Annotated in this window: 14 protein-coding genes; 3 read left to right on the top strand and 11 right to left on the bottom strand. The window is 69.0% G+C overall.

Annotated elements, in window-relative coordinates:
• The first annotated feature begins 94 nt into the window (after nucleotides 1-94).
• Nucleotides 95-1579, top strand: coding sequence for an ABC transporter substrate-binding protein (locus tag ACYVO6_RS13675; RefSeq protein WP_461060806.1), 1485 nt, complete (start codon nucleotides 95-97; stop codon nucleotides 1577-1579).
• 92 nt (nucleotides 1580-1671) lie between these two features.
• Here ACYVO6_RS13675 and ACYVO6_RS13670 read toward each other — a convergent pair whose 3' ends face one another.
• The 11 genes from ACYVO6_RS13670 to ACYVO6_RS13620 form a co-directional block, all read right to left on the bottom strand.
• The gene (locus ACYVO6_RS13670; RefSeq protein ID WP_461060804.1) at nucleotides 1672-2505 is read right to left on the bottom strand and encodes a four-carbon acid sugar kinase family protein; all 834 of its coding nucleotides are present in this window, start codon (nucleotides 2503-2505) and stop codon (nucleotides 1672-1674) included.
• Between the two features lie 33 nt (nucleotides 2506-2538).
• Nucleotides 2539-3492, bottom strand: a complete 954-nt coding sequence (locus ACYVO6_RS13665) for a zinc-dependent alcohol dehydrogenase (RefSeq protein ID WP_461060802.1) — start codon at nucleotides 3490-3492, stop codon at nucleotides 2539-2541.
• A gap of 73 nt (nucleotides 3493-3565) precedes the next feature.
• A complete protein-coding gene (locus ACYVO6_RS13660) occupies nucleotides 3566-4747 on the bottom strand; it encodes a DUF5605 domain-containing protein (RefSeq protein WP_461060801.1) in 1182 nt (393 codons plus the stop codon).
• Nucleotides 4744-6231, bottom strand: a complete 1488-nt coding sequence (locus ACYVO6_RS13655; RefSeq protein ID WP_461060799.1) for a DUF5060 domain-containing protein — start codon at nucleotides 6229-6231, stop codon at nucleotides 4744-4746. The genes ACYVO6_RS13660 and ACYVO6_RS13655 overlap by 4 nt, the downstream gene beginning before the upstream one ends.
• The gene (locus ACYVO6_RS13650) at nucleotides 6228-7325 is read right to left on the bottom strand and encodes a sialidase family protein (RefSeq protein ID WP_461060797.1); all 1098 of its coding nucleotides are present in this window, start codon (nucleotides 7323-7325) and stop codon (nucleotides 6228-6230) included. Before ACYVO6_RS13650 ends, ACYVO6_RS13655 begins: the two co-directional genes overlap by 4 nt.
• On the bottom strand, nucleotides 7322-8389 hold the full coding sequence (locus ACYVO6_RS13645) for an ABC transporter ATP-binding protein (protein WP_461060795.1): 1068 nt from the start codon (nucleotides 8387-8389) through the stop codon (nucleotides 7322-7324). The genes ACYVO6_RS13650 and ACYVO6_RS13645 overlap by 4 nt, the downstream gene beginning before the upstream one ends.
• Nucleotides 8386-9552: an ABC transporter ATP-binding protein gene (locus tag ACYVO6_RS13640; protein ID WP_461060793.1), complete on the bottom strand. Its 1167-nt coding sequence runs from the start codon at nucleotides 9550-9552 to the stop codon at nucleotides 8386-8388. The genes ACYVO6_RS13645 and ACYVO6_RS13640 overlap by 4 nt, the downstream gene beginning before the upstream one ends.
• A gap of 9 nt (nucleotides 9553-9561) precedes the next feature.
• A complete protein-coding gene (locus tag ACYVO6_RS13635; protein ID WP_461060791.1) occupies nucleotides 9562-10701 on the bottom strand; it encodes an ABC transporter permease in 1140 nt (379 codons plus the stop codon).
• Nucleotides 10702-10708: 7 nt separating this feature from the next.
• Nucleotides 10709-11710 carry an ABC transporter permease gene (locus ACYVO6_RS13630; protein WP_461060789.1) on the bottom strand — a complete coding sequence of 334 codons (1002 nt, stop codon included), beginning with the start codon at nucleotides 11708-11710 and terminating at the stop codon, nucleotides 10709-10711.
• A gap of 21 nt (nucleotides 11711-11731) precedes the next feature.
• On the bottom strand, nucleotides 11732-13729 hold the full coding sequence (locus tag ACYVO6_RS13625; protein WP_461060787.1) for an ABC transporter substrate-binding protein: 1998 nt from the start codon (nucleotides 13727-13729) through the stop codon (nucleotides 11732-11734).
• Nucleotides 13719-14681: a dihydrodipicolinate synthase family protein gene (locus ACYVO6_RS13620; protein ID WP_461060785.1), complete on the bottom strand. Its 963-nt coding sequence runs from the start codon at nucleotides 14679-14681 to the stop codon at nucleotides 13719-13721. The genes ACYVO6_RS13625 and ACYVO6_RS13620 overlap by 11 nt, the downstream gene beginning before the upstream one ends.
• 196 nt (nucleotides 14682-14877) lie before the next feature.
• On the opposite strand from ACYVO6_RS13620, the gene ACYVO6_RS13615 reads away from it, so the two are divergent.
• Nucleotides 14878-15630 (top strand): GntR family transcriptional regulator, encoded by a 753-nt coding sequence (locus tag ACYVO6_RS13615; RefSeq protein WP_461060783.1) that lies wholly within the window; start codon nucleotides 14878-14880, stop codon nucleotides 15628-15630.
• A 78-nt stretch (nucleotides 15631-15708) separates the two neighbouring features.
• Nucleotides 15709-17637 carry a glycoside hydrolase family 127 protein gene (locus ACYVO6_RS13610; protein WP_461060781.1) on the top strand — a complete coding sequence of 643 codons (1929 nt, stop codon included), beginning with the start codon at nucleotides 15709-15711 and terminating at the stop codon, nucleotides 17635-17637.
• The last annotated feature ends 41 nt before the right edge of the window (nucleotides 17638-17678 follow it).

Genomic DNA, 17678 nt, shown 5'->3' with positions numbered 1-17678 from the left:
TCCGTGCACAGGTGTTGACGCCCGTGCCGTCGAGTTGAAGGATAGTGGCATACAGCTGGTATGCCACCTCTTCCATCGAAGGAGCCGTATCACGATGAGCGAGGATCCGACGCCCGACCGCACCAGCTCCCGTCTGAGCCGCAGACGTTTCATGGCCGCCGGTGCCGTGGCGGGGACGGTGGCCGCCACCGGCCTTCCATTCACGACCGGTGCGGCCTCCGCAACACCGGCCGCGAGCGCCCGGCATGCCAGTGGCACGCGAGGCGCCGCCTGCACTCAGGTCCCCAACCGCTACGACGAGCCGTTCGAAGTCTGTGACGACGAGCTGTTCGTCTTCCTCGTCAACTACAAGCCCTTCGAGGTCGCGGACTTCTTCGAGACCGTGATCGGCAGCCGTCTGCGGGCCGCGTTCCCCGACGTGAAGTTCAAGGTCGCCACCTGGGACCAGCCGGTGCGCTACGAGGACCTGGAGGCGGCCGGAGTCGTCCCGGACATCATCATCGACGATCCGCGGCGCCGTATCGACCGCGACCTGGAGCCGCGCGGCTGGCTCAGGGACCTCTCCGACGAGCTCCCCGCGAGCGGCATCGATCTGTCGGCCCTCGATCCGGCGTCGGTGGAGCTGATCAAGTCCCGTTCGGACGGCGGGATCTACGGAGTGCCGCTGTTCGTGGACGACTTCGTGCTGCTCTACAACAAGAAGGTGTTCGACCGCTTCCGGGTCGGCCACCCCACCAACGGCATGACGTACGACCGCGCGTACCAGCTCGCGAAGAAGCTCACGCGGGAGCAGGACCTGGTCGCGTACAAGGGCTATCTCCAGCACCCGGACAACTACCTGGACTTCAACCAGCTGGGCCTGTACCCGTTCCTGCCCACCGGCAGCGAAAGTCCGGCGCCAGGGGACGTGAAGGTGAACATCACCTCGGCTGGCTGGCAGCAGCTCGGTGCGAACATGGAGCGCTTCCTGCTCATCCCGCGCAACGTGTTCACCTCGGTCGACGACTTCTTCGGCACCGGGCATGTGGCGATGGCCGTGGACACGCTCTGGAAGTTCAACTCCTACGCCCTCAACGAGATCTACATCCACGACGAGGACTTCCCCGAGTACGAGGCGAAGGCGAAGAACGTCGACCTCGGTCTCGTGTCGGTGCCCGTCCTCGGCGGGGGCGACGACTCCACGTACCAGCCCAACACGGTGGCCGCCTTCCTCCCGCCGCAGTCGCAGAAGAAGGAGCAGGCGCTCGCGGTGGTCAAGTGGCTGGTCTCCGAGGAGGCGCAGACCGCGCTCTCCTCGTACGGCATCAAGCCCGCCCGGCAGTCGCAGGCCGTCGTGGACGCGTTCGGCTCCGCGTCGCCCGCGCTCGCCGGCATCGACACGTCCGGGGTGTTCTGGGGCTCGAACGCCGTGGTGAAGGGCTATGAGCAGACCGAGTACTGGGACATCCCGCTGTACATGGTCTTCCGTCAGCATGTGCTGCGTGACGGGCTCTCGGTGAAGTCCGCGCTCACGGTGACCGAACGGGACGACATCCCGAACTACATCAAGAACCAGGTTGCGGCCGGTTTCGACTGGTGAACTCCAGCCACCCGGGGCGGGTTTCGCGGCTCTCACGCCCCAGGGCCCGGCGGATCCGTAGGGCGAAGTACGGATCCGCCGGGCACTCCCCGTCATGTACGGGGAGTGGTGAAGAGCTCCACTTCGACGTCACGTACAGGGAGTGGTGAGCTCCACGTCGACACCACGGGCGCGCAGGGCGCTGACGTACGTTCGGTCCGCTGCCTCGTCCGTGAGCACCGTCCAGCCCGGCGACAGCGGCGTCCAGGCGTGGAAGGGGGCCGCCCCCAGCCGACGGGGTGGAGCCGGGTGACGCGCAGTGCGTCCAGGACACGTCGGGCCGTGTCTCCACCGGTCAGGACGAGGTGTGCGTCCGGGGGCAGTGCGCCAGACGACGGCCTCGGCGAGGGCGCGTACCAGGGACCGGGTGCCCTCGTACGCGCCCGGTCGGCGCCGCTTCCCGCGACTCTGTCGCCGAGAGCTCCACTCTCCGGCGGCGCCCGGGACGGAAGCCGGGGCTCTTGTCGCCATGCAGCCGTGTGATGCAGGGGAACGCCGTGCAGTCGTACGACTCCCCCGCTCACGGTCCGGCCTGCGACGGGCAGCGCGGGGGCGACGACGAGGCCGGCCGATCTGCGTATGAACTCAACGGTTTCTGCCGCAAGTTGACCTCGGAGCAAGGAGTCCGCCTTCTTGAACAAGCGCGCCTCCTCGGGGACGCTCCGCACAGCATCCGCCGTGACGCGCGCCGCTTCGGCGGCCGACCGCCACCGAGTGTCGAGGTCGACCACGAGAGTGTCGCCCGCGTCAGCGCTCAGCGGACCGGGGCCCAGCACGATGTTGTGGCATTCGGGCAGGGTTCCGGCGCACTCCGCGGCGCCGGACAGATCGTCGGCCAGCACGACCAGCGGGTGGCTTGCCCGTTCCACCGGTGAGTCGAGCGACATCAGAACGGCCTCCCCGTTGTCATGGCCCCCCCCTCACGCAGCGGCCGGGCGGGGCTCGCCGTCGAGGAGGGAACGGACGTCCAGGGTGCGGCTGTTGACGGCTGCCGCGGCCGCACGGAAGTCGTCGGGGGTGTAGACGGTGGCGCCGCGGACTGTGAGTTCACCGAGGACGACAGGGTTGAGTTCCGCGGTCACCGGCCCGGCGAACATCGGCAGCAGCACCACGGTGCCGCGCGGGCCGCACAGGGCCAACGCCTCGTCCAGGCAACCCGGGTGACCGGAGGCGACGACGACCGCGTCGAATCCCTCGGGGCCGGCCAGTGCCCGGCCCACGGCGACCACGTCCTCGCGTGCGGCGTCGACCGTGTGACAGCCCGTCAGCCGCCGAGCCACCTCAAGGCTCCCCGGTCTTACGTCACTTGTGAGGAGCAGTGACACATGGTGCAGTCGGCAGACGGCCGCGACCAGCGCTCCGATCGTTCCGCAGCCGAGCACCGCGACCCTCCGCCCGGGGCCCGCGTTCGCGGCGCGTGCGGTGTGCCAGGCCACGGCGGCCGGTTCGATCAGGGCGCCCTCGGCGTACGAAACTGCGTCGGCCAGCGGGAACAACGCCCGCTCGGGTGCGGTGACTTGCTGCCCGAGGAACCCCTCCCAGCCATGGCCCGGCACCCGCCGGTGTGCGCAGAGGTGCGCGAGACCGGCTTCGCAGCGCGGGCATGCCCAGCAGGACTGCAGCGGCATGATCGCCACCCGGTCGCCCACCCGCACCCGTCCACCGGCCGGAGCGTGCCGCACCCGGCCCGCCCCTTCGTGGCCGAGCACGACGGGTGGACTGCGAAAGGGGTGCCCGCCGCGGAAGGCGGCCAGGTCGGAGCCGCACAGGCCGACGGTCCGCATCTCGACCACCGTCTCGTCCGGTGCGGGCTTCGGCGGTTCGACCTCTTCCACGGCGATACGTCCCACCGCGCGCAGCACTGCAGCCTTCATCGTCCTCCGTCCCGTGCATCGGTCAAGCTCCCGGATCCGGAGCGAATGCCCCGGCGGATCGGCAACCTCGCCCTCACGCCGAGGACGCCCTGCGGATCCGTATGGCGATATAGGGCTCTGCCGGGAGCGACACCTCCACGCGGCCGCCGCTCACGCCATAGGGCGCTGCCCTCTTCATGTTCCAGGCGTCGATCACCTCGACGCTCCAGGCTCCCTCCGCCAGATCGAAGCGCCGGCTCGGATAGCGGTGCGGGCCGAGATACTGCAGCAGGAACTCGCCTGGCACCTCGACCGTCGAGGCGTCGTAGTACGCGGGGTTGTGCACCAGCGGGAACGGGGCGTCGGCGAGGAGAGCCCGCAGGAAGTCCAGGCGCGAGGCGGCCTCGCCGCGCAGGGCTCCTCCCCCTGAGCTCCAGGTCCGCGTGCCGTACTCCTCGGCATGAGTGACGTAACCGCCCAGGCACAGGCCCTCCCAGATCCGGGCCACCATTTCCTCGGCCGACAGGCTCGCCGGCTCCTGTGGCGCGTCGCCTTCGGCGCCGCAGTCGTCGACCACCACCGGCTTGTCCAGCTCGGCGACCAGCGAGGCGACGTCCCGCACTTGGTCGAGCCTTACGCTCGCGTGCGTGATCCAGGGAGCGCCGAACGATGTCGTACGCGCGTCGCCGTGCACGGTCAGGAGGTGGTGGCCGTAGTCGTGCTCGAGGACGGTGGCGTGCAGGTCCGGGTCGTCCGGTACGCACCACCACACGTTGTGATGCGCGGCCAGGCACGAGACGGTGGCGGGGATGTCACGGCCGTGCAGGGGCACCTCGGCCTGGATGCCCAACTTCCCGAGCGCGAGCACCTGTTGATCGAGTACGGGGAGCGGGAGGTCGGCCGGAGCACGTAGGCGTACGCGATTGAAGGGCGCCGTCGCCAGCGTCCGCAGGGTGTGCTCCTCGACTCCGGTCAAGGTGGTGCCGAAGGGATGGAACGGCTCGCCGTCCGCGTACAGGAAGCCACGTCCTTGCGCACGGACCGGACCGTGATGGCCGCCGGCCGCGGGACCGCAGCCGAAGGTGGCCGGTCCGTTCACGGTCGTGTACTGCCACTCGCCTTCCGCGTCGGGCAGGAAACGCACCCGGTAGCGGCCGCTCTCGTCGGCGTACGGGGCGGCGGTGAAGTGCCGGCCGTCGTGCGTGAACACCACGTCCTCGCCCGGCCCCGGAAGTTCGGCCTCGAAGATCCCCCAGCGCGGCACTTCGCGCTTCATGAAGCCCTCCGGATCCTGAGCGCCATGTCGGGACGCCCGTCCAGCCGCACCCGCGTACGGCCCCGGTGCGGGCCCGGCAGTTCGGTGGCGGTCATGTTCCATGTGTCGATCAGCTCGATCCGGTACGGGGCGCCCGGAGGCAGGTCGACGTCGCGCCAGGCGTGCTGACGGTCGCCGAAGAACTCGAGCCAGTACTCCCCCGCGCCCCGTGCCGCGACGACGTCGGCGGGGCCTTCTTCAAGGAGCCGCCGCAGGAAGGCGATGCGCGGGACGCTGTCGCCGCGCAGCCGGCCTCCGCGGGAGATCCAGGTGGTGCCGTCGCCTCCCGCGTACGGATAGGCCTCGCCGTGTCCGACGAACCCGCCCTCCACCGCCCCGTGCCAGAACTGCCGCAGCAGCGCCCGGCCGGTCAGATTGCCCCAGCGGCGGGTCGCCGTCCCCTCGTAACCGATCTCGTCGATGACCACGGGCTTGGCGCACGCCTTTCGCCAGGCAGCGGTGAGGCGCGCGTCCCAGTGCTGGATGCTCTGATGCGTGATCCACGCCTTGGTGCCGTCGTAGATCCGCTCGTAGCTGTACATGCGGGTGCCGTTGTGGATCGAGCGCAAGCGCTGGTACGGGTCGTGGCGCTGCACGAAGCGGCCGATACGGTCCCAGTCGTCGACGGTCTTGATCCGGTTGAAGTCGTACTCGTTCGCCACCGACCACCACACGTTACGGAACGCGGAGAGCCGCGCCAGCGTGTAGCGCAGATAGCGGAAGTCCTCCTCGCGGGACATGCGGTCCAGGCCCCAGCGCCCTTCGTCGTACGGGTGGAAGAGGATGAGGTCTGCCTCGATGCCCAGGGCGAGCAAGTCCCGCAGCCTGCGCTCGACATGGGCGTAGAACCGCGGGTTGAAGCGGGTCTTGTCGAGCGTGTCCGGGCTGTCTCCGGAGAATGCCAGCAGGGGCGGCGACATGGTGTCGGTGGGCAGCAGACACATGCGCATCTTGGTGAACGGGGCGGCGGTCAGCTCCCGCAGTGTCTGCTCCTCGCGTGCGGTGTCCAGCTGGTGGGTCCAGTGGTAGCAGGTGGTGCCGAGAGGCACGTGGCGGGTGCCGTCGGCGTGGACGAAGCCGTGGGGGCCTGCGACCCGCACCGGGCCGTGGTTGCCCGGGCCCGCGGGGGTGCACTCGAAGGTGCCGGTGCGGCCGTCGAGCCGGGGGTCCGTCGAGTCTGTGGTGTAGCGCCAGGTGCCGGTGCGGTCCGGCATGAAGCGGAGCTTGTAGCGTCCGGCGCCGTCGTATGAGGCGTCATTTGAGGCTTCGCATGAGCCGTCATCTGCGCCGTCGTACGGGCCGTCATAGAACCCGTCGACCCGCACGATCCGGTTGCGCTGCTGGAAGGACGCGCTCAACTCGACGTCGGCGTAAGGGTTTCCGTCGGCGGGACCGTCGAGGGTGACCTCGAAGAGACCCCACCGTTCCACGGCCTGCCGGCTCACGCTTCACCAGCCCTCGGCCCACCCTCACGGATCCAGTCCGCGCTGTCGATCCGTACATGCTTGATGGTCTTGCGCAGGAAGGAGTAGGCGACATGCAGCCGCCCGTCACGGGTCTGCAGCACGCTGGGGTACGAGTAGCCGAGCTCGTTTTCCTGGTACTCCGCATCGGCCTGCTGCACATCGCGGTGGTACGGCCAGGTGCGGCCCCCGTCCTCGGAGAGCGCCAGCGTCAGCGGCGTACGCAGCGCCTTCTTGCGCCGTCCCGCGCCCTCGCCGACCCAGCGGTACTGGTCTCGCTCCAGGGACGCGTCGTTGTAGACGAGGACGAGCGTGCCGTCGGCGAGGCGGGTGAGTTGAACGGCCGAGTTGTTGTTGGGGAGTTCGGTCCTGGCCAGAGGTGTCCAGGTGCGGCCGAGGTCGTACGACTCACTGGCGTGGATACGGTCGGCGGCGCGGCTGCGGAACAGGGCGAACAGGCTGCCGTCGGTGCGCTGCACCGCGGTCATCTGGACCAGGTGGTCGCTGTCGGGCAGATCGCGCTCCTGCCATGACTCACCGCCGTCCTCGCTGATCAGGACGATGCTGTGCTCGCCCTGCGCGCGGCACCAGTAGGCGGGGAGCAGCCAGCAGCCGTCGTCGAGCAGGAGCGGCGGATTGCGCACGAACAGACCGGGCCCCTCGATCAGGGTGCGCGGTACGTCCCAGGTGCGGCCGCGGTCGGCCGACGTGCGGACGACGAGGCGGGCCGTCTTCTGGTTGTGCGGAGTGTTGGACGGGTGGAAGAGCCACACCTTGCCCTTGCCGTCCTGGGCGAGCACGGGATTCTGTTCGGCCCGGTCGGGGTCCTGTGCCAGGAGTTCGGGTGCCGACCACCGCTCCGCGCCCGAACTCAGCCTGGAGAAGACGACGTTGGTCTCCCGGTCCCCCTCGTCGGGTCCGTTGAACCAGGTGCACAGCAGATCGCCGTCGTCGAGTTCGAGGAGGTTCGCGGCGTGGCTGTCCCCCGGATGCAGTGTGGGCAGCAGCGCCTCGTGCCGGGCCGGATCGTGCGGGCCGGCCGGCCGGATCACTCCGTCGAATCGCGGGTCGCTCATGCCGCGTGCACTCCCTTCAGGTCGAGTTCCTCGGCGAAGTGACAGGCCACGGTCCGGCCGGGTGCGAGGGTGCGCAGGGCCGGCACGTCGGTGGCGCAGCGGTCGCGTGCGTACGGGCAGCGCGGATGGAAGCTGCAGCCGGACGGCACCTTCGAGGGGTCGGCGACCTCCCCGCGCAGCACGATCCGCTCGCGGGCGCGCGCGCTCGGATCCGGGTCGGGCACGGCGGAAAGCAGCGCCTCGGTGTACGGGTGCAGCGGGGCGGCGTACAGCTCGTCCGTCGCGCCCGTCTCCACGACCTTGCCGACGTACATGACGACCACTTCGTCGGACATGTACTCGACGACGCCCAGGTCGTGGGAGATGAACAGGTAGGTCAACTCCTGTTCGTCCTGCAGGTCCTTGAGCAGATTGAGGATCTGCGCGCGCACCGACACATCGAGTGCGCTGACCGCCTCATCGGCCACCACCAGGCGCGGATCGAGCGCAAGGGCGCGCGCGATGCCGACGCGCTGGCGCTGGCCGCCGCTGAACGCGTTGGGGTAACGGCGCATGTACTCGGGGCTCAGACCCACACGGCGCAGCAGCTCGGCCACGCGCTCCTCGGTGTCGGCGGCGTTCAGGCCGAGGTTGGCACGCAGCGGATCACCGACGATCTGCAGCAGCGTCATCCGCGGGTTCAGGGAGGCGAACGGGTCCTGGAAGACCAGGCGTATCTCTCTGCGGTACGGCTTGAGCTGCTTCTCGTCGAGCGCCGCGAGGTCGACCGCGGTGCTGTCGGCCCGGTGGTATGTGATCTCGCCCGAGGTCGGCTCGTACACCCGCAGCAGACAGCGGCCCAGGGTGCTCTTTCCGCAGCCGGACTCGCCGACCAGGCCGACGGTCCGTCCGGCCGGCACGCTCAGGTCGACCCCGTCGACGGCGCGCACACTGCCCACGGTGCGACCCAACAGACCGCGCCGGATGGGGAAGTGCTTGGTGAGGCCCCGGGTCTCGAGCAGGACCTGGCCCCTGCTCACGGGCGGCTCGGTCGCGGTGGCCGGTGCCGCGGAAGGCGTGGTCATGCGTCGGGACCTTTCTGCAGCGGGATGTCGGCGCGCGGGCCGTCGGTGTCCGGGCCGTCCGTATCCGGGCCATCGGTATCCGGGCCCGCTTCGACGGAGCTAGGACCTCCGTCCTCGTACAACAGGCAGCTGACCGTCCCGTCCGTCCCGCTCGACTCCCCCTCGACGGGTCCGAGCACGGGCGCGGGGACCGGCGTCGGCACCGTCGCGTCGCAACGGCCCTCCATGAAGGCGTCACAGCGCGGATGGAAGGTGCATCCGGGCGGTCTCCGATAGGGGCTCGGCACCATGCCCCGCACGGGCTGCAGCCGCTCCCGTGACGCGGAGCCGAGCTTGGGCACCGACCTCAACAGGGCCTTGGTGTACGGATGCCGGGGGCGGCGAAGCACGGTGTCCGTCGTCCCTGTCTCCACGACGGCGCCCAGGTACATGACCGCGATCCGGTCGGCCATCTGGGCGGCGACCCCGAGATCGTGGGTGATCAGCATGACGGCCATGCCCAGGTCCCGCTGCAGCTCCCGAAGGAGCTCCAGGATCTGTGCCTGGGTGGTGACGTCGAGGGCCGTGGTGGGCTCGTCGGCGATCAGCAGATCGGGGCCGCAGGACAGCGCCATCGCGATCATCGCGCGCTGCAGCATGCCGCCGCTCATCTGGAACGGATACTCGTCCACCCGGCGTTCGGGCGCCGAGATCCCGACGCGGCGCAGCAGCTCGATCGCGCGCTTGCGGGCCTCGGTCTTGTCGACGCGTTCGTGCAGCCGCACGGCCTCGCCGATCTGGTTGCCGAGGGTGAGCATGGGGCTCATCGACGCCATGGGTTCCTGGAACACCATGGCCACTTTCCGGCCGCGTACGGACCGGACGGCGGGCCCGTCGGCATGCGCCATGTCGACGATCCCGTCGCCGGTGTCGACGCGGATGTGCCCGCCGGTGATGCCGCCCGGTTTGTCGACCAGACGCAGGATCGAGCGGGCCATGACGCTCTTGCCGCAGCCCGACTCCCCCACCACGGCGAGGACTTCACCACGCCGCACGGACAGGGTGACGCCGTCCACGGCGCGTACGAGTCCGTCGTCGAGCCGGAACTGGGTGTGCAGATCCGTCACTTCGAGCAGCGGTGCGTCCGCGGGGGCCGCTGATTCCACGAGTGCCGCTGAGTCCATGGGAAGCCCCTACTTGTACGGGTCGGCGGCATCGCGCAGCCCGTCGCCGACGAAGTTCATGGCCAGGACGGTGACGAACACCGCGATGCCGGGGATCAGAAGCCAGGGCGCGGTCTCGACCGTGCGGATGTTCTGCGCCTCCTGCAGCAGCACGCCCCAGCTGACGGCCGGCGACTGCAGTCCGAGGCCGAGGAAGCTCATCGCGGTCTCGCCGAGGATCATCCCGGGGATGGCCATCGTCAGGGAGGCGATCACATGGCTGGACATCGACGGCACCATGTGCCGGAAGATGATCCGGTTCCGGTTGCAGCCGTCGAGCCGCGCGGCGGTGACGAAGTCCTCCTGTCTCAGGGAGAGGAAGCGGCCGCGCACCACGCGCGCCAGGCCCGTCCAGCCGATCACCGAGAGGATGGTGGTGATGGCGAAGTACCGGGCGAGCGGCCCCCATTCGTCGGGTACTGCGGCGGAGAGCGAGAGCCACAGTGGCAGCGTCGGGATCGACATCAGGAATTCGATGACGCGTTGGATGGCGAGGTCGGGCATGCCGCCGAAGTAGCCGGAGATCCCGCCGAAGAACAGCCCGAGCAGAAAGCTCACCGCGACGCCGACAAGGCCGATGGACAGCGAGACCCGTGCCCCGTGGATGATCCGCGACAGCATGTCCCGCCCCGAACGGTCCGTGCCGAGGAAGTACACGCGCTGGTCGGGGTCGGCGGAGCCGAACAGATGCCGGTCCCACGGGATGAGACCCCACATCTCGTACGAGTCGCCCTTGGCCAGGAACTTCAAGGGGATCCGCTTGTCGGGATCGACGGTGTGGATCTGTTCGAAGGTCTCCGGGTCGCGTTTGGTGGTGTAGCCGTTGGTGTAGAACTGCAGGCCGTCGTCCCAGCTGAGGTCGACCTTCACCATCTGCGGCGGTGCGTAGGTGTGTTTCTCGTCCGAGTTGCTCGGCGATCCCGGCGCCAGGATCTCGGCGAAGACGACCACCAGGTACGCGAACAGCACCACGACGGAGCCGATGAGCGCGAGGCGGTGCTTGCGGAACCGGCGCCACACAAGACGCCACGGCGAGGCCTGCCCGCCGGTGACCGGGGTGTCGTCGACCGCGGTCCGTGCTGCGTCGGACTGCGGTGCCTTGGTCAGCATGATCCGCTCACCCTCCCTCGTAGCTGTGCCGGATCCTGGGGTCCCACCACGCCAGGGCCAGATCGCTGACCAGGGTCCCGACGACGGTCAGCGCGGAGAGGATCAGAATGAAACTGCCGACCAGGTACATGTCCTGGTTCATGACGCCGCTCAGCATCAGCGGACCCGTCGTCGGCAGGTTCATCACGATCGAGATGATCGTCTCGCCGCTGATCAGACTGGGAAGCAGCCAGCCGACGGTGGAGAAGAACGGGCTCATCGACGTGCGCACCGGGTACTTCAGGAGCAGCTTCCACTCCGGCAGGCCCTTGGCGCGGGCCGCGACCACATACGGCTTGTACAACTCGTCCAGCAGATTGGCGCGGATGAGCCGGATGCCGCCCGCCGTGCCGGATACGGCGATGATCAGGATCGGCAGCCACAGATGGCCGGCCGCGTCGAGGAGTTTGCCGAGGTTCCAGGCCGCGTCCTGGTACTCCGGTGAGAACAGGCCGCCGGGACTCTGGTGGAAGTAGCGCATGCCGACCCACATCAGGACCAGGGCGAGCATGAACTCCGGTACCGCCATGCCGATGAAGCCGAAGAACGTGGCGATGTAGTCGCCGGTCGAGTACTGGCGTACGGCCGAGTAGATGCCGATCGGCCAGGAGATCGCCCAGATGATCAGCAGGGTGGCGACGGACAGGAAGAAGGACAGGGCGATGCGGTCCCAGATCAGGTCGCTGACCGGCTGCAGGTTCCAGGCGAAGGCCTGGCCGAAGTCGCCGTGCAGCACGATGTTGCTGATCCACTTCCAGTACTGGGCGAAGAACGACTGGTCGAGGCCGTAACGGTCGCGCAGGGCGTTCACCTCCGCGGGACCCATGACCTCGCCGCGCTCCTCCGCGTTCGCCTGGAGCGTGGAGACGTAGTCGCCCGGTGGGAGGCTGATGATGAAGAACGTCGCCAGCGAGACCGCCCAGAGCGTGACGACCATCCAGCCGAGCCGGCGGATGAGAAACGAGAGCATGTCCTCCCTCCTGTCCGGCCGTCAGGCCTTGCCCTTGAAGAAGTACGTGCTGGGGTTGGAGGGTCCCGGCGCCTGGTGGAAGCCGGAGGCGTGGAACGACTTGGGCACGTTGATCAGGTTCGTCTTCGCGATGCCGTAGTCCTGCGGCGGTGTCGAGATGCCGATGTAGTAGAACTGCTCCTTCGTGATCTCCAGGACCTGCTTGGCGTACCGCAGTGCCTCGTCCGTGTCGAAGGTCGCGCGCATCTTGTCGAAGAGCTCCAGCTGCTCCTTGATCCGGGCCGGGGGCTCTTCGCCGTCGCCCTTCTCACGGATGTACCACTTGGCCCATTCGCCGCCGAAGCGGGAGGAGCCGCGCGGGTTGTTGGGCAGGTAGTAGTGGTTGCCGCCGGTGCCGGTGCGCAGGTCGAAGTTGTTGCAGTCCCAGGTGGACGCCTCCGCCTTGCCGTCCTCGACCCGCTCCCAGTACAGGGTCTCGGCAATCCGCGAGACGGTGGCCTGCACGCCGACCTTGCGCCAGTCCTCGCGGATCATGTCCATCGCGTCGACCTGGTCGGCCATCTCGGAGACGACGAGAACGGTGAACGCGACGGGATCGCCGTCCCGGGTCAGGCGGATGCCGTCGCCGTTGCGCTTGGTGAAACCCGCCTTGTCGAGGTACTCGTCGGCCTTGTCGACGTCGTACTCGATGTACTGGGTGCCCAGTTCCTCGTTGTACAGCTCGTGGCCGTGGTTCGGGCCGGCCTGCCACGGCTCGCCCTGTCCCGCGAAGACGGTCTCGATGATCTTCTGTCGGTTGATCGCGTGCGAGAGCCCGATGCGGAAGTCCTTGTTGGCGTAGAGCGCGCGCTTCTTCTTGTCCGGGTGGGTCTGGTTGAAGCCGATGATCATCGTGTTGGCCGCGTCGGGCTCGACATCGATGACGCGGTAGCCGCCCTTGGTGCGATTGCGGACGATCACCGGCTTGTTGCGTACGGTGCCGAACTGGTAGAGCTGCATGTCCAGATCACCGTTGGAAATCTTGAGGACCTCGACCTCCACCTCCTGCAGGATGTCGACCACGACCTTGTCGATGTACGGCAGTTGGCTGCCGTCCGGGTCGACCTTCCAGTAGTAGGGGTTGCGCTCGCAGACGACCTGGCTGCCCTTGGTGACCGCGTTCTTCGGAAGCCAGGCGTTGAGGGTGGGCAGCCCCGGATTGCGCCAGGGATCGGCGGCGGTCTCCGCGAAGAAGGTGATCCAGTCCGAGCTGCCGGCCTTCTTGACGGCGGCTTCCGCATCCTTGTTGTACTTGACGTGGAACTGCTTCAGGAAATGTTTCGGCAGCACCATGTGGACGCCCGAGGTGCCCGCCACCTCTTCCAGGAATCCCGGCTTGGGCTCCTCGTAGACGTACTTGACCGTGAGGTCGTCGACGATCTCGAAGCGGGCGGGCTTGCCGGACTTGGAGAGCCACAGCTCGTACGTGCCGTACGCGTGCAGTTTCTTGTCCACGTTGAAGTCGTTGAAGGTGAACTCGAAGTCCTCGACCGTGACCGGCTCGCCGTCGGACCACTTCAGTCCCTTGCGCAGATGGAAGACGAACTCCCGGCCGCCGTCCACGACTTCGTACTTCTCGCAGATGTTCGGCAGCATCTTCGTCTTCGACACTCCCTGCCACACGGGCGCCCACGCGAGCAAGCGTTCGTAGCCCAGGCTCATGTCCAGCCAGTCCGCGTTCTCCTGCGTGATCATCGCGGAGTGCCAAGTGCCGCCGTAGACGCCTGTCTCCTCCAGCGGCTTGAGCACCAGGGGCTTGTCGGGGAGGCGCTCGGCCACCTTCGGCAGCTTCCCAGCGTCGGCCTGCTTCTTCAGGTCCGGCGCCTCCTCCCCCTTGGCGCCGCCGGAATTGTCGCCGCTGTCCGGGTCCGTATCGAAGAACCCGCAGCCCGAGGCGGCCACCGCCACCGCCAGGCCCGCGCCGGCCTGCAGAATGTGCCGTCTGTGCAAGGGACGGCCGTTGCTCCGGTCAGTTGTCATCTCCGCGCTCCTTCGCATGGGCCGCCGACTCGAGTTCACGGATCATCGGAACCACCGTCGAGGCGAGCTGTCGCTTCTCGTCCTCGTGCAGCCGGGCCAGCGGCTCTGCGGCGTGCCCGGCCTCGATCCGGCCGAGGGCGGCGAGAACGAACTTGTACGTGCTGACGACCGCGGAGAGTGTGGGGGCGCGACGCGCGGCGCGCATCGCCTCTGCGAGGTCCTCCAGTTGGTCCTGCATACGGCGCACCTGCTCCCAGCGGCCCGCTCTCGCCGCGTCGTACAGCGCGACGAGGTGGCGTGGTGTCAGGTTGGCCAGGGATGAGGTGGCGCCGGCGGCGCCCGCGAGCAGCGAGACATCGCTGATGCTGCTGCCGCCCGTGAAGCAGGCGAGCCGCAGCTCCCGCGCCGCCGCCTCGCGCACAAGACGGCGGAACCATGCGAGGTCGCCGTCGCTGTCCTTGATGCCGGCGAGCACACCTTCCGAGGCGAGCTGCAGGACGCACTCGGCGGTCAGGCCGGACTTGGTGAGCTGGGGCATGTGGTACGCGTACAGGGGGCGGCCGACCGCCTCGCTGATCGAGCGGTAGTGGTCGCGCAGTTCCTCACGGGTGAACTCCGCGAAGTACGGCGCGATGACGGCCAGTTCGTCGGCTCCCGCGGCAAGGGCGGCGCGTGCGTTGCGCACCGCGAGCCTGGTCGCGGCGTCGCCGACATGGGCGACCACGGGGATCCGGCCTTCTGCCGCCTTCGCGGCCACCCGTACGACGGCCGCGCGCTCGTCGGTGTCGAGGGCGTGGAACTCCCCGGTCGTGCCGTTGATCCAGAGTCCGTGTACACCCGCGTCGCACAGATGACGAAGGTGGCATTCCAGTGATGACTCGTCCATCGCTCTGTCCGCCCGAAGAGGCAGCACGGTGGGGGCGATGATGCCGTGCAATTGGTGCGACTGCATGGGCACCCCATAGGCATGTCGGTGGTATGCCACGAGTGTGTGCGGCACGTGAACTCAGCGTCAATCCCTGTGCGTTGAGAATCTACGGCCACTGCACGAACCGCAGACAAGCGGTCTACCAGCGGCATACCATGCAGCGAAGCCCTTGCCCGCAGCCGGCCGGGGCGGTACGCGCACAGCCCCAGGGGAGGACGGCATGACACCGCGAGCGACGGCTTCGGCCCGCAAGGAGCAGAGCCAGAAGGACCAGGCCGCGTCGGCGCCCGTCGCCGCGGCCGGCTCGGACGAGAGTCTTGAGTCGCAGGCCCGGCAGGCTCTCGTGGAGTGGCTGACCAAGGAGCACCCTTCCCCTGGACAGCCCGTGCCGGTAAGGGAGTTCGCCCGCAAGCTCGGCATGAGCCGCACGCCGGTGCGCAGCGCCGTCGGTCGACTCTATGAGCGCGGCCTGCTCGCGTACGACTCCACGGCGGGCTTCACGGTCGCCATCCCCTCGCTGTCCAGCCTGTACGAGTTGTTCGAGCTGCGGCTGATGCTGGAGTCGCACAGCCTGCGGCTGTTCGCCGAGCACACGGACCGTGAGCCGCCCGCGCGGCTGCGGGAGCTAGTGGAGGAGGCGGAGGAGCTGGCCCGTGTATCCCTGGAGGACCGTGAGCGCTATATCGAGTTCCGGGAGAACGACAGCCGCTTCCACCGCGCCCTGGTGGAGCTCGGCGGTCTGCCGCGCCTTCTGGAGCTGCACGACGATCTGCACTTGAGCATCCATGTGACGCGCACCGGTATGGAGGCCCCGATCACGGCTCCCCGGCTGAACGCTGCGGTCGCCGAACACCGGGGCATCGTCGACGCGTTGGAGCGCGGGGACCGGCTGGTCGCCCGTGATCTGCTCGAGGCGCACATTCTTCGCGTACGCGACCAGACGATCGCTTTCCTTGTGAGGCCGCGGATGTAGCCCCCTGCCCTTCCGCCGTCGCCCACTCCTGCTCGGCCCGCACGTAGTCGCCTCCCCTGCCCTCGGACGAAGGTGCCCATGAACGGACCAGCCCTGCCCTCCCCCGACGCCCGAACCGCCCACCGTCCGCCCACCCCGTACCGCGCAGCCCTGACCGGCGGCCCCCTCCACCGCTGGCAGCAGGTCAATCGCTCCGTCAGCCTGCCTCTCGCCCTCAAGTGGCTCGAGCGGGCCGGCAATCTGAGCAATCTGCGGATCGCCGCGGGTGAGGCGGAGGGCGAGTTCCGTGGCCCGCCCTATATGGACTCCGATGTGTACAAGGTCCTGGAGTCCGCCGCCTGGGACCTCGCCCACGGGCACGACTCCACCCTGACCGAGTTCACCGACAGCACGGCCCGCCTGCTGGCGCGGGCCCAGGACGACGACGGCTATCTGGACTCGTATCACCAAGTGGCCGACCCGGAAGGCCGCTACACCAGGCTGGTCGACAGCCATGAGCACTACTCCGCGGGACATCTGCTGCAGGCCGCCGTCGCCGCTCACCGCACGCTCGGTGACACCCAACTCCTGGCCGTGGCACGGCGCTTGGCCGACCACCTGTGTGCTGTCTTCCTCGACGACCCAGGGCCGGGGCTGGACGGCCACCCCGAGGTCGAGACCGCGCTGGTGGAGCTGTACCGGGTCACCGGCGCGGACCGCTACCTGCGCCTGGCCTCCGCCTTCGTCGAGCGGCGCGGACGCGGACTCGTCGGGCCCCACAAGCACGGCGTACGCCACCGTCAGGACCATCTGCCGGTGCGCGAGGCGCCCACCGTCACCGGACATGCCGTACGCGGCCTGTATCTGGAGGCCGGGATCGTCGACGTCGCCGTCGAGACCCGCGACGACACACTCCTCGACGCCTCGGCCGCCCGCTGGCAGGACATGGTCGCGACCCGGACGGCACTGACCGGCGGCCTGGGTTCGCGGCAGGTCGGCGAGGTGTTCGGCGAGCGGTACGAGCTGCCGCCCGACCTCGCGTACAACGAGACCTGCGCCTCGGCGGCGAGCATCCAGTGGAGCTGGCGGCTGCTGCTCGCCACCGGCCACGGGCGCTATGGCAACCTCATCGAGCGCACGCTGTACAACGCGTTCGGCGCGGCCCGCTCGGCCGACGGCCGGACGTACTACAAGGGCAATCCGCTGCAGCGGCGACCCGACCACGCGGACGCGGTGGGCGATCCTCGCTGTCGCGACGAGTGGTTCTACTCCGCCTGCTGTCCGCCCGCGGTGACCCGTCTGGTGGCGTCCCTCGAGCACTATGCCGTGACGACCGGCCGTGACGAGCGGGGCGAGGTGCTGTATCTGCAGCAGTACGCGCCGATGGACCTGTCGCTGCCGTTCGCCGACGGGACGCTCGGCCTGCGGGTCGAGACCGCGTACCCGTGGCAGGGGGCTATCACGCTCACCGTCGACGAGGCCCCGCCCGGGCCGTGGTCCCTCGCCCTGCGGATCCCGCCCTGGTCCACGCGGACCGAGCTCGAGATCGACGGTGAACGCCGGCCGGTCTCGGCGGACGGGCAGGGGTACGCCCTCATACGCCGGACCTGGCGAGCGGGCGAGACGCTCACGCTCCACCTGGACATGACGCCACGGCTCACCGTGCCCCACCCCAGGATCGACGCCGTGCGCGGCTGCGCAGCCCTGGAGCGCGGCCCGCTGGTGTACTGCTTCGAGCAGACCGACCAGGAACAGGACGTCGCCGTCGACGAGTTGGCGCTCCTGGACACGAGCCGCATCGAAGTGGAGCACACCACCCTCGACGGCATCGGCCCCACCGTCACCCTGCGCACCGAAGCGGTGGCCGTCTCGGGCGACCACGAGGGCGGCCTCCCGTACCGCAGGCTCGGCGGCCCCCACGCCACCGACACCCGTCGCCCCACGACCGCCACCGCGGTGCCCTACTTCCAGTGGGACAACCGCGGTGACGGAGCGATGCGGGTGTGGATGCCGCTGACGTCCGGCTGACGCGAACGGGCCCGCCCCCGGCAGCCGGGGCGGGCCCGTTC

This window comes from Streptomyces pseudoechinosporeus (genome assembly GCF_054783935.1).
Note: the sequence above shows the minus strand (reverse complement) of the source record. Positions and strands in the feature narration are given on the sequence as shown.